The organism is Novosphingobium pentaromativorans US6-1, from assembly GCF_000767465.1.
Classification (GTDB): Bacteria; Pseudomonadota; Alphaproteobacteria; order Sphingomonadales; family Sphingomonadaceae; genus Novosphingobium; species Novosphingobium pentaromativorans.
This window is the reverse complement of the sequence record NZ_CP009291.1, coordinates 255,666-267,716: the sequence shown is the minus strand read 5'-3', so window position 1 is coordinate 267,716 and position 12,051 is coordinate 255,666. Positions and strand designations below refer to the sequence as shown.

General features: G+C 65.1%; 9 protein-coding genes. 2 read left to right on the top strand and 7 right to left on the bottom strand.

Annotated features, from left to right (window positions below):
* Positions 1-20: 20 nt before the first annotated feature.
* The 7 genes from alaS to dapA all read right to left on the bottom strand — a co-directional run bounded on the left by alaS (position 21) and on the right by dapA (position 9,392).
* Positions 21-2,672 (bottom strand): alanine--tRNA ligase, encoded by a 2,652-nt coding sequence (alaS, locus tag JI59_RS01130; protein ID WP_007014751.1) that lies wholly within the window; start codon positions 2,670-2,672, stop codon positions 21-23.
* A gap of 213 nt (positions 2,673-2,885) precedes the next feature.
* A complete protein-coding gene (gene recA / locus JI59_RS01125; RefSeq protein WP_007014750.1) occupies positions 2,886-3,962 on the bottom strand; it encodes a recombinase RecA in 1,077 nt (358 codons plus the stop codon).
* A gap of 201 nt (positions 3,963-4,163) precedes the next feature.
* Positions 4,164-6,596, bottom strand: a complete 2,433-nt coding sequence (locus tag JI59_RS01120; RefSeq protein ID WP_038576751.1) for a hybrid sensor histidine kinase/response regulator — start codon at positions 6,594-6,596, stop codon at positions 4,164-4,166.
* 17 nt (positions 6,597-6,613) lie between these two features.
* Positions 6,614-7,183: a DUF2062 domain-containing protein gene (locus tag JI59_RS01115; protein WP_038576749.1), complete on the bottom strand. Its 570-nt coding sequence runs from the start codon at positions 7,181-7,183 to the stop codon at positions 6,614-6,616.
* Positions 7,184-7,224: 41 nt separating this feature from the next.
* The gene (locus tag JI59_RS01110; RefSeq protein WP_007014747.1) at positions 7,225-7,791 is read right to left on the bottom strand and encodes a DUF2062 domain-containing protein; all 567 of its coding nucleotides are present in this window, start codon (positions 7,789-7,791) and stop codon (positions 7,225-7,227) included.
* Positions 7,788-8,270, bottom strand: coding sequence for an SsrA-binding protein SmpB (gene smpB / locus JI59_RS01105; RefSeq protein ID WP_007014746.1), 483 nt, complete (start codon positions 8,268-8,270; stop codon positions 7,788-7,790). The genes JI59_RS01110 and smpB overlap by 4 nt, the downstream gene beginning before the upstream one ends.
* Positions 8,271-8,510: 240 nt before the next feature.
* Positions 8,511-9,392, bottom strand: a complete 882-nt coding sequence (gene dapA / locus JI59_RS01100) for a 4-hydroxy-tetrahydrodipicolinate synthase (RefSeq protein WP_007014744.1) — start codon at positions 9,390-9,392, stop codon at positions 8,511-8,513.
* A 165-nt stretch (positions 9,393-9,557) separates the two neighbouring features.
* On the opposite strand from dapA, the gene JI59_RS01095 reads away from it, so the two are divergent.
* Positions 9,558-11,480, top strand: coding sequence for a lytic transglycosylase domain-containing protein (locus JI59_RS01095; protein WP_420845478.1), 1,923 nt, complete (start codon positions 9,558-9,560; stop codon positions 11,478-11,480).
* 88 nt (positions 11,481-11,568) lie between these two features.
* On the top strand, positions 11,569-12,048 hold the full coding sequence (gene greB / locus JI59_RS01090) for a transcription elongation factor GreB (RefSeq protein ID WP_007014742.1): 480 nt from the start codon (positions 11,569-11,571) through the stop codon (positions 12,046-12,048).
* The last annotated feature ends 3 nt before the right edge of the window (positions 12,049-12,051 follow it).

Here is a 12,051-nt window from a genome sequence, read left to right as displayed (position 1 = left end):
TCTCCATTACATCCGGCCGATCAGCCGGCGAGGGCCGCCTTTACCGCAGCGATGGCATCGGCGCCCTTCGAACCGTCGGGACCGCCGCCCTGCGCCATGTCCGGACGACCGCCGCCGCCCTTGCCGCCGAGCGCCTCGACGCCCTTGCGCACGAGATCCACCGCGCTGGCCTTGTCCTTGAGATCGTCGGTCACGGCCACGGCGATGGATGCCTTGCCCTCGTTGACCGCCACGATCGCCGCCACGCCGGATCCGAGGCGCTGCTTGGCCTGGTCGAGCAGTCCGCGCAGTTCCTTGGGATCGAGGCCCTCGAGGACTTGTCCCGAGAACTTCACGCCATCGACTTCCTCGTCGGCCGGACCGGCCGCGGCAGCGCCGCCGCCACCGAGCGCCAGCGCCTTCTTGGCCTCGGCCAGTTCACGCTCGAGCTTCTTGCGCTCATCGAGCAGGGCCGCGACGCGGGCTTCGACGTCTTCGGGGGTAGTGCGCAGAATACCGGCGGCATTCTTCAGCGCCTCCTCGCGGCCAACCAGCCACTGGCGCGCGCCCTCGCCGGTCAGCGCCTCGATACGGCGCACGCCGGAGGAGACGGCGCTTTCCGATACGATGCGAAACACGCCGATGTCGCCGGTTGCGTTGACGTGGGTGCCGCCGCACAGCTCGACAGAGTAAGTCTTGCCGCCATTGCTGCGGCCCATCGACAAGACGCGCACCTCGTCGCCGTACTTCTCGCCGAACAGCGCCATGGCGCCCGCAGCGATGGCATCGTCGGGTGTCATCAGGCGGGTCATGACCGGATCGTTGGCGCGGATCTCGGCGTTCACTTCAGCCTCGATCGCAGCGATGTCCTCGGCCTCGAGCGCCTTGGGATGCGAGAAGTCGAAGCGCAGGCGGTCGCTCGCCACCATCGAGCCCTTCTGCGTAACGTGATCGCCCAGGCGGTTGCGCAGGGCGGCGTGCAGCAGGTGGGTGGCCGAGTGGTTGGCGCGGATCGCATCGCGGCGCACAACGTCGACGACGAGGTTCACCGTCTCGCCGACCTTGATCAGCCCGGCCTCGACCTTGCCGGTCATGGTGTGCAGGCGGCCAAGCGGCTTGGCGGTCTCGACAATCGCGATGGCAAGGCCGCCGGGACCGGTGATCGTGCCTGCATCGCCGACCTGTCCGCCCGATTCGCCGTAGAACGGGGTCTGGTTGGTCAGGACGATGACTTCATCGCCGGCCGAAGCGGTTTCGACTTCCTTGCCGTCCTTCACCAGCGCCACGACGCGGCCTTCGCCCGAAGTCGAAGTATAGCCGGTGAATTCGGTCGCACCCTCGCGCTCGGCGATGTCGAACCAGACTTCGTTGTCGGCGGTCTGTCCCGACCCCTTCCAGGCCGCACGGGCAGCGGCCTTCTGCTGCGCCATGGCGGCGTCGAAGCCATCCTTGTCGACGCTGATGCCGCGCGAACGCAGGGCGTCTTCGGTCAGGTCATAAGGGAAGCCGTAAGTGTCGTAGAGCTTGAACGCGGTCTCACCGGGCAGGCGGGCACCCTCGCCCATTTCGGCGGTGGCTTCGTCGAGCAGCTTGAGGCCGTTCGACAGGGTCCGGCGGAACTGCACTTCCTCGCGTTCCAGCGTCTCTTCGATGAGCGGCTGCGCGCGGCCGAGCTCGGGGTACGCCTGGCCCATCTCGGCGACGAGCGCCGGCACGAGGCGGTGCATCAGCGGGTCCTTGGCGCCCAGCAGGTGCGCGTGGCGCATGGCGCGGCGCATGATGCGGCGCAGGACATAGCCGCGGCCTTCATTCGACGGCAGCACGCCGTCTGCAAGCAGGAAGCTGGTCGAGCGCAAGTGATCGGCAATGACCCGGTGGCTCGCGCGGCTGTCGCCTTCGGCGGCCACGCCGGTGAGGTGCTCGGAAGCGGCGATCAGCGCCTTGAAGGTGTCGATGTCGTAATTGTCATGGACGCCCTGCATGACTGCAGAGATACGCTCGAGCCCCATGCCGGTGTCGATCGAGGGCTTGGGCAGATCGCCGACGATTTCGCCCGCGGCCTGCTCGAACTGCATGAACACGAGGTTCCAGATCTCGATGAAGCGGTCGCCGTCTTCCTCGGGGCTTCCCGGAGGGCCGCCCCAGATGTGGTCGCCGTGGTCGTAGAAGATTTCCGAGCACGGACCGCACGGGCCATCGTCGCCCATCGCCCAGAAATTGTCCTTGGTGGGAATGCGGATGATCTTCGATTCAGGCAGGCCGGCGATCTTCTTCCACAGGTCGAAGGCCTCGTCGTCGGTGTGATAGACCGTCACCAGCAGCTTCTCGACCGGAAGTGCCCATTCCTTTGTCAGCAGGGTCCAGGCGTGGGTGATCGCCTGTTCCTTGAAGTAATCGCCGAAGGAGAAATTCCCCAGCATTTCGAAGAAAGTGTGATGGCGCGCGGTATAGCCGACATTGTCGAGGTCATTGTGCTTGCCGCCGGCGCGTACGCACTTCTGAGAGGACGTCGCGCGCGGGGTGGCGCGGGTCTCGAGGCCGGTGAACACGTTCTTGAACGGCACCATGCCGGCGTTCACGAACATCAGCGTCGGGTCGTTGTAGGGAACGAGCGGCGCGGACTGGACGGCCTCGTGACCATTACTGGCGAAATAGTCGAGGAAGGACCGGCGGATTTCGTTGGTCGTCTGCATAATTCGGGCCGATAAGGCACAGGCGCGAAACCGACAAGCTATAAGGCACCGTCAGACTGTTCGGTTTTTGCGATAATCCGCAGATATGCGGCAAATCGGCTACGCCGGAGGTAGCTTTGCCGGTCGCGCAGGCCTTCGCGCACCGCGCCTCCCCCAAGCAAAAACCCCGGCGCAACGCACCGGGGTTCCTGTTCCTGCAAAGGGGCGGAAGACTTATTCGGCGCCATCCTCGTCCGAGGGGCCTGCCATCATTTCCTCGGCCAGCCCTTCGGTCTTGGCGCGGATCGCCTTTTCGAGACGTTCGCAGACCTCGGGATTTTCGCGCAGGTAGTTCTTCGAGTTCTCACGCCCCTGGCCGATGCGGATCGAATCGTAGGAGAACCAGGCGCCCGACTTCTCGACGATGCCGGCCTTGACGCCGAGGTCGAGAATCTCGCCGATCTTGGAGATACCCTCTCCGTACATGATGTCGAATTCGACCTGCTTGAACGGCGGCGCGACCTTGTTCTTGACCACCTTCACGCGGGTTGCGTTGCCGATGATTTCATCACGGTCCTTGATCTGCCCGGTGCGGCGAATGTCGAGACGGACCGAGGCATAGAACTTGAGCGCGTTACCGCCGGTGGTGGTCTCCGGGTTGCCGTACATGACGCCGATCTTCATGCGCAGCTGGTTGATGAAGATCACCATGCACTTGGAACGGTTGATCGAGCCGGTCAGCTTGCGCAGCGACTGGCTCATCAGGCGGGCCTGGAGGCCGACGTGGCTGTCGCCCATCTCACCTTCGATCTCCGCCCGGGGAACGAGCGCGGCGACCGAGTCGACCACCAGCACGTCGATCGCGTTCGAGCGCACCAGCGTATCGGTGATTTCGAGCGCCTGTTCGCCGGTGTCGGGCTGCGAGACGATCAGCTCGTCGATGTCGACGCCCAGCTTCTTGGCATAGACCGGATCGAGCGCGTGCTCGGCATCGATGAAGGCAGCGGTACCGCCGGCCTTCTGCGCTTCGGCGATGACATGCAGTGCCAGCGTGGTCTTGCCCGAGCTTTCCGGCCCGTAGACTTCGATCACGCGGCCCTTGGGAAGTCCGCCGACTCCAAGCGCGATATCCAGCCCGAGCGAGCCGGTCGAGATCGCTTCGACCTGCATCGTCTCCTTCGAGCCGAGCTTCATCGCGCTGCCCTTGCCGAACGCGCGATCGATCTGGGCGAGCGCTGCGTCGAGCGCCTTCTGACGGTCCATGGAGTCCTTATCCTTGCCTTCCTGGATCAGCTTGAGCTGAGCAGCCATTTCACTTCCCCTTTGCTACCGGCCTGACCGGAAAGGTCAACGTCGCGGACCCCGATGTATCGCGTTTGTTCTCCGTGAACAAGAGGAGAACAACGGGAGTTTTCCAAAATTTAATTGAGGCAGGCGCAGGCAGCGCGAAAAGGCGCCGGACCGCAGCGCGGACTGCGGGCCGGAAATCAAGGCGTTAGGAAGCGCCGGGCCTTACTTGGCCGTGCGCGCGAGGACCTCGCCCACTTTTTCGGAAAGCTGCTGGACCGAGAACGGCTTGGGCATGAACCAGGCATTCGACAGGCCGATCTCCTTGCGCAGCTGTTCCTCGGCATAACCCGACATGAACAGTACCGGCAGGTTCGGCTGCAGCCTGCGGATTTCGCGCGCCATGGCCGGGCCGTCGAGCGAAGGCATGACGACGTCGGAAACGACGATATCGAACTGGCCGCCCTCTTCCACGAGCGCGAGCCCCTCTTCCCCGTCGCGGGCGCTGGTGACTTCGTAGCCCTGCCGCGTGAGCGAGCGCTCGGCGACCATGCGCACGGGGTCCTCGTCCTCGACCAGAAGGATGCGCCCGCCGCCGGCCCACTGGCTCAGCACAGGCGCCTCTTCCTTGACCGACAGAGTCGGCGTCGTGCCCGGAGCAACGTGATAGACCGGCAGGTAAACGATGAAGCGCGTGCCCTTGCCCACTTCGCTCTCGGCGAAGATGAAGCCGCCCGACTGCTTGACGATGCCGTAAACGGTCGAGAGCCCCAGCCCGGTGCCCTTGCCCTGCTCCTTGGTGGTGAAGAACGGCTCGAAGATCTTGCCCAGATGCTCGGGCGCGATGCCGCCACCGGTATCCTCGACGATGAGCGCGGTGTACTCACCCGCCGGGATGATCTCGCTGCGCATCGCGCGCACGTCGGTCGTGGTCACCTTGCGCGTCGCGAGGGTGAGGACGCCCGAGCCGTCACCGCCCTTCTTCGCGCTGGACGATTGCATCGCATCGCGCGCGTTGACCGCGAGGTTGACGATGACCTGCTCGAGCTGGGTCGGGTCTGCGCGCACCGGTCCGAGATCGCGGTCGTGCGAAACGACCAGCTCGATCTTCTCACCGATCAGGCGGCGCAGCATCTGCGACACATCGGCAACGACGTCGGGCAGCTGCAGCACTTCGGGCCGCAGCGTCTGCTGGCGCGAGAAGGCGAGCAGCTGGCGGGTCAGCGATGCGGCACGGTTCGAATTGGCCCGGATCTGCTGGATGTCGTCATAGTCCGAATCGCCCGGCGTATGGCGCATCAGCATGAGGTCGCAGGTTCCCAGGATCGCGGTCAGCACATTGTTGAAATCATGCGCGACGCCGCCGGCCAACTGGCCGACCGCCTGCATCTTCGTGGCCTGGGCGACCTGCCGCTTGAGCCGGGTTTCCTCCGAAGTGTCGGTCAGGCCAAGCAGGACCGCGGGCTCACCCAGCCCACGCACACCTGCAAGGCTGAGCGAGACCGGATCGTCGGGCTGCGCAGTCAGGCGAATCGCGATGTCGCCGGCGGCAGCGGGCCCTTGCGCGAAACGGCGAATCGATTCGGACAGCGCGCGCTTGTCCTCGCGAACGACGAGGTCGGTGGGATAAGTCGGCGGATCCTGCCCCTCGCGTCCGGCCGCGCGCATGAAGGCGGGGTTGGCGAACAGGAGGTGCCCGTCACGGTCGGCCATGGCGAGGCCGAGAGGCAACTGGCTGAGCAGGGCTTCCAGATGCGGCGCGGAATTCCCGCCGCCGCCCGCTGCGCCGATCCCCTGTCCGGCCTCCATCACCAACATCAGCGAAGGGGTCGTGTTGGGGTCGGGCTCGACCGGCGAGTCCGGATCGGCGACCGGCACATGATAGAGGACCAGCGGGCTGCCGCGGCCATTGTCGCGCGCCCAGCCGATGCGCTCGCCTTCCTCCTGGCTGAGCAGCGAGACGAAATCCTCGCCGGTGAGATCGATTGCCTCGTCGCCGGCAGCGCGCAGCGCGAAACCCTTGCTGGCGGCGCGGATCATGCCGTCCGGTTCGACCAGGGCAGCGCCGATCCCGGCACGGGCGAGGCCCTTGCCAAGCTTGCCGTCAAGCTGGGTCACGATATCGCCGATGAGGTCCACCGAACTGACCGGAGCGATGCGCCAGACAAGAAAGTCGTCACCGCGACCGGAACGGCGCACTTCGATCCGCCATTGCCGCGCTCCGCCGGGATACTCGGGACCGGCAGCCACATCGGCGGAAGCGGCGCCGTCGCGCCAGGCTGCGCGGCTGGAATCGGCAAGACGTTCAAGCGAAAGTTCGTCGAGCGGAAGGCGCGGCGGCGCATAACCGGTGCCGAACCACGCCTCGAAGCTGGCATTGGCGCAAGTCAGCCGTCCGGCGCGATCGGTCACGGCAATGGCCATGTCCGGCCGGTCGATCGCGGCGACCGTTACCGACCAGTCAGGCTGGGCGAACTCGGCCTCGGCCTCCTGAGGCCGGTTGCGAACGATCAACCAGGCCAGCCCCGCCAAGGCAACGATCGCGCCGAGATAGACGGAAGTGGCGAGCGAATCCTGAGTGGCGAGACCGACCAGCAACACGCTGAAAGCCATCGCGAGGCCGACCACCAGGAAGTCGGTCTGGCGACCCTGACGCATGGCCTCGTCGATCAGCTTCACGCAGCCGCCTCAAGCGACGCACCGGCCTCGCGCGCGCGGGCCTCGCGCTCGGCACGGGCCTGGGCGTGGCGAAGGCGGCGCGCACGGTGCTTGCGACCGATCCAGCTGCGCCAGATCAGGCCGGAAAGAACATAGCCGAGCGCGGAAGCGACAATTGCAAGCACGATGAAGCCGACGGCAGCGAACCCCGCGGACTGGGCGAACCAGATGAGCGTATCCCAGCCGCTGTGGTCCATGCCGCTGCCGACCGCGGACGCCACTCCCGTGGGATCGACATGCAGGAAGAAGCGACCCACCCGATTGGCGACCACCACCCAGAACGGCAAGGTGAAAGGATTGGTCACGAAGGTAACGAGCGCGGCGATCGACACATTGGCGCGCGCTGGAAGCGCGAGGAACGCGGCAAGGAAGATCTGCCCGACAGGGACGATGAAACCGGCGAAAAGCCCAAGCGCCACCCCGCGCGGCACCGAGCGGCGGGTATAGCGCCACAGTTCCGGGCTGAGCACGCGGTGGGCGATCGGCGCGATCCAGCGATTGCGCTCGAAATCCTCCCGCGACGGCATGCGCCGGTGCAGCGAAGTGGAGATGCGACGGAAAATGCCACTCACGAATCGAAATCCCGACCAGAACGCCTGAGCCTTGCACGATGCTTGCGCCCTATCCAGAAACGCCAGAACCATACAGTGACAAAATAGCTAACGACGGACGCTACCACCGATTGCACAAACAATCCGATAACGATGGCGGGCGCAGTATCCGAAAGCAGCCACGACCACCATTGGTGCACGCCCGCACCTGAACGGACCATGGCGTTGACGGTTTCGACATCGGCGTGAAAGCCGAAACTGTTTCCGATTGCTACGGCCAGCGGCAGAATGATCAGGATCGTCGTGAACGGATTGCTGATGAAGGTAACCGCGGCAGCCAGCGGAATGTTGCCGCGAACCGGTACGCACATCAACGCAGCGCCTACGATCTGCACGCCGGGGATCAGCGCGAAGATGCCCACGAACATTCCGACGGCAACACCGCGCGGGACCGAGCGGCGGGTAAAGCGGAACAATTCGCGTCGCCGCGAGATGGGAGCGGTAAGCCGATTCGCCTCGAGTTGCTCGTGCGTGGGCATCTGGCGATGGAGCCAGGCTGACAGGCGGGTCAGCAGCGCGCTCATCCGTGGTCCCGCAAGATCCTGCCCTGCTCGCGCTTCCAGTCGCGTTCCTTGATCGTGTGCCGCTTGTCCGCGGCGTTCTTGCCCTTGGCAAGCGCGAGTTCGACTTTCGCCCGCCCCCGGCTGTTGAAGTAGATCGACAGCGGCACCAGCGTCATGCCCTTGCGCTCGACCGCACCTTGCAGGCGCGCGATCTCCCGCTCGTGCAGCAGCAGCTTGCGCGGCCGCTTGGGCACATGATTGTAGCGATTCCCGTGGCTGAACTCGGGCACGTTGGAGTTCACCAGCCAGCATTCGCCGTTCTTGATCTCGGCATAGGATTCGCCGATCGATCCCTCGCCGAAACGCAGCGATTTCACCTCCGTGCCGGTCAGCGCGATGCCAGCCTCGAAAGTGTCTTCAATGTGATAGTCGAAGCGGGCCTTGCGGTTTTCCGCGACGCTCTTCTTCTTGTCGAATGTCTTGTGCTGCGGGCGTGCCATGTCGGTGGGCCATGTAGGGATTCAAAAGCGAAAAGGAAACGCCCCTTCGGGACGAATTGCAGCGCGCTTGTGCCGAATTCCCCGGCGCCTTCAGTACAGGTCCCGAAAGGCCCGCACAGCAGCGCGCTACAGCGAAACCCGCAAGGAGATGCTGAGCGCCGCCATGCGCTTCGTGCAGGAGCACAACCCGGCAGATTGACGACCGTCCGCCGAACCGAGCGGATCGCCGGACGGTAAGGGTCAGAGCAGGCCGGCGTGGACCAGCGCTTCGTCGACCGCGGCGCGGGCCTTGTCGCTGCAGGGTACGAGCGGCAGGCGCAGTTCGTTCTCGATCCAGTCATGGACCTGCGCCAGCGCGTACTTGCACGGGCCCGGCGAGCTGTCCTCGAACATGGCATAGTGCAGCGGATAGAGCAGGTCGTTGAGGCGGCGCGATTCCTCGAGGTCGTTGGCCGCGCAGGCGGCCTGGAACTCGGCACAGAGCTTGGGCGCGACGTTCGCCGTCACCGAAATGCAGCCGACGCCGCCCGCCGCATTGAACGGCAGTGCCAGTTCGTCGTCGCCGCAAAGCTGCACGAAGTCTTTGCCGATACCGCGGCGGTGATCTGTCACGCGGCTGAGGTCCCCGCTCGCATCCTTGATACCGATGAAGGTATCCGGGAAACGGCGCGCCAGTTCGCACACCGTCTCGGGGCGAAGGTCAGTCACGGTGCGTCCGGGCACATTGTAGAGCACGATCGGCAGCTCAGCATTTTCAGCCAGATAGCTGAAATGGGCGAGCAGGCCCTCCTGGCTCGGCTTGTTGTAGTAGGGCGCAACCACCAGTGCGGCAGCGGCTCCGCACTTCTTCGAAAAATTCATGTGGAGAAGCGCATTCATCGTATCGTTGCTGCCGCAGCCGGCAATGATCGGCACGCGCCCGGCCGCCTGCTCGATGCAGACCTCGATGACGCGGTGGTGCTCGGCGTTGGAAAGCGTCGAATTCTCGCCCGTCGTCCCACAGGGCACGAGCGCGGAGGAGCCGCACTCGATCTGCCAGTCGACCAGGCGACGGAAAGCCTGCTCGTCGAACGCCCCGTCGCGAAACGGTGTGACAAGAGCAGGAATGGACCCCGAGAACATGGACTTTACCCCAACTGACGTTCATTGATCGTCCGGCAATCGGCCCCGGAATCCCGGGAACCTGATGCACGGACTTCGTGTTCAGCGCCTGATAAGGAGCCTTTTCCCAAAATGTCCAGCATGCAGCGAATATCTCCCCTCATCTTGCTTGCCTCGACCGCGCTCATGAGCGTTCCCGCGATGGCTCAGGAAAAGGGTGTCGATGGCCGCGAATGGGACCTGGCGCGGGCGCGGTCGATGCAGAATCACGACATGCGCGTGCACCAGTCGATCGATAACTGGAAGGTCCTTGTCGCCAACGGCAACCTCGGCTTCTCGACGTATTCCAGCTTCCTGCTGACCTATCCTGGCTACCCGCAGGAAGAGAAGATTCGCCGGTTTGCAGAGCAGGCGGTGCTGCGCGATTCGCCCGATCCGCGCTCGGTCGCCGCCTTCTTCGATCGCTTCCCCCCGCTCACCAGCAAGGGTGCGGGACGCTATGCCACCGCGCTTGCCGGGTTGCGCCGTCCCGATGCCAGGGAAAAGGCCGTCGCCGCCTGGCGCGCCGGCTCCCTCGATCCGATGGACGAGACGAGCCTGCTCACGCTCTACCGCAACGTCCTGACCCCGGCCGACCACGATGCACGGATGAACGAACTGCTCTGGCAGGGAGAAACATCGCAGGCGGAACGTCAGGTCTCGTTCGTGTCCTCGGCCAACCGCAATGCCTTCATGGAACGGCTGTCCCTTCTCCAGGGTTCGGCTCCGGGCAGCCTGGGCCTGACCCTGCCCCCGAACATCGGCCGCGACCCCGGATACGTCTACAACCGGGCGGTTCAGGCGCGCAAATCGGGCGGCATGTCTTCGGAAATCAACCTGCTGGCCAATCGCCCGCCGCTGTCCGAACCCGTTCCCGAACCGGAAAAATGGGTAAAGGAACTGCTGGTCGCTGCGCGCGGGGCCGGCACCGAAAGCGCGGTGAAGATCGCCGAATCGATCGATGACGCGTTTGCCCCTGGCACCGACATCAGCCAGCTCTCCTATCGCCTGAGGGACGATTACACCTCGCTCGTCTGGCTGGGCGGCACCAAGGCGCTTTGGGATCTGGGCAATCCGCGCCGCGCGGCGCCGCTGTTCTACCGGTACGGCGCTGCGGCGCAGACCCCGGGCACGCGGTCCAAGGGCTTCTACTGGGCCGGGCGCGCCATGGCCAAGGCAGGCGATACCGCCGGAGCCAACCGCTATTTCGAGATGGCCGCCGCCTATCCGCAGTATTTCTACGGTCAGCTTTCGCTCGAACGGCTTGGCCGCCCCCTGCCCGACCTCGACACGATGCCGCACATCGTCCCGACCAAGGCCGAACGCGAAGCCTTCATGAAAAAGCCGATCACCGATGCCGTGCGCGATGTCGCGCGCGACGGTGACTGGCGCACCACGGTTCAGTTCTTCCGCGAGATCTCGGATGCCGCGCAGACGGCGTCCGACCACGTTCTCGTCGCCGAGCTTGCCCAGGAAATCGGGCGGCGCGACCTTGCCGTCATCCTCGGGCAGAGCGCCCATGCCGACGGCTTCGGCGAGTTCGGCGAAATCGCCTTCCCACTGATCCCCAATCCGCCGGGCACAGACTGGACCATGGTCCACGCCCTCACCCGGCAGGAAAGCCAGTTCGCGCAGAACGCCGTGAGCCATGCCGGCGCGCGTGGGCTCATGCAGCTCATGCCAGGCACGGCGCGCGAACAGGCCGGCAAGATGGGCCTGAGCTACGACCCGACCTCGCTCACCAGCGATCCCAGCTACAACATTCGCCTGGGCGACGGCTATTTTGCGCGCATGATGGACTACTACGGCGGCTCGACCCCGCTGGCCGTGGGGGCCTACAATGCCGGGCCCGGCAACGTGAACAAGTGGCTGCGCGCCAATGGCGATCCGCGCACCGGCTCGATCGACTGGATCGACTGGATCGAGCAGATCCCGATCTACGAGACCAAGAACTACATCCAGCGCGTGCTGGAAAATGCCGTGGTCTACGAAACGATCTATCCGGCAAAGTCCCCCTACAAGGGACAGACCCCGCTCAGCCACCTGATGGGCAAGCGCAAGCCGGGCTGACCCGCACGCTCGGGTCCGTGCCCGGCGGTTCACAAGTGTGGCGGCAGGCTTGGCCTGGGCCCGGTTCCTCGCTTAAGGATAGCGGTCTATGCAACCTGCCGGACCACCGATCACCCCTGCCGGAATGGCCGCGCTGCGCGCGCGCTATGACCACCTGCTCGGCACCGAGCGGCCAGAGATCGTCGAGATCGTTTCGTGGGCGGCGGGCAACGGGGATCGTTCGGAGAACGGCGATTACCTCTACGGCCGCAAGCGCATGCGCGAAATCGACCGCGAACTGGGCCACCTTGCGCGCCGCATGAAAAAGCTGCGGGTGGTCGATCCCTCACGCCAGACCGAGCGCGACAGGGTTTTCTTCGGCGCCACCGTCACGATTGCGGACGAGGACGACAGCCACAAGACCATCACCATCGTCGGCGACGACGAGCAGGACGCCAGTACCGGCCGGATCGGCTGGAGCGCCCCGCTCTCGCGTGCCTTGCGCGGTGCGGCGATCGGCGATCTCAAGACCGTGCCCCTCCCGTCCGGCGAGAAGGAATGGGAAGTGATCTCCATCGAGTATCCCTAGTAT

Excerpts from the sequence above, each read along its gene's own strand:
- JI59_RS01095 (WP_420845478.1), top strand. The coding sequence starts at position 9,558 with ATGAGCGTTCCCGCGATGGCTCAGGAAAAGGGTGTCGATGGCCGCGAA.
- recA (WP_007014750.1), bottom strand. The coding sequence starts at position 3,962 with ATGGCTGCTCAGCTCAAGCTGATCCAGGAAGGCAAGGATAAGGACTCC.
- smpB (WP_007014746.1), bottom strand. The coding sequence starts at position 8,270 with ATGGCACGCCCGCAGCACAAGACATTCGACAAGAAGAAGAGCGTCGCG.
- JI59_RS01120 (WP_038576751.1), bottom strand. The coding sequence starts at position 6,596 with ATGCGTCAGGGTCGCCAGACCGACTTCCTGGTGGTCGGCCTCGCGATG.
- alaS (WP_007014751.1), bottom strand. The coding sequence starts at position 2,672 with ATGCAGACGACCAACGAAATCCGCCGGTCCTTCCTCGACTATTTCGCC.
- JI59_RS01110 (WP_007014747.1), bottom strand. The coding sequence starts at position 7,791 with ATGAGCGCGCTGCTGACCCGCCTGTCAGCCTGGCTCCATCGCCAGATG.
- dapA (WP_007014744.1), bottom strand. The coding sequence starts at position 9,392 with ATGTTCTCGGGGTCCATTCCTGCTCTTGTCACACCGTTTCGCGACGGG.
- JI59_RS01115 (WP_038576749.1), bottom strand. The coding sequence starts at position 7,183 with ATGCCGTCGCGGGAGGATTTCGAGCGCAATCGCTGGATCGCGCCGATC.
- greB (WP_007014742.1), top strand. The coding sequence starts at position 11,569 with ATGCAACCTGCCGGACCACCGATCACCCCTGCCGGAATGGCCGCGCTG.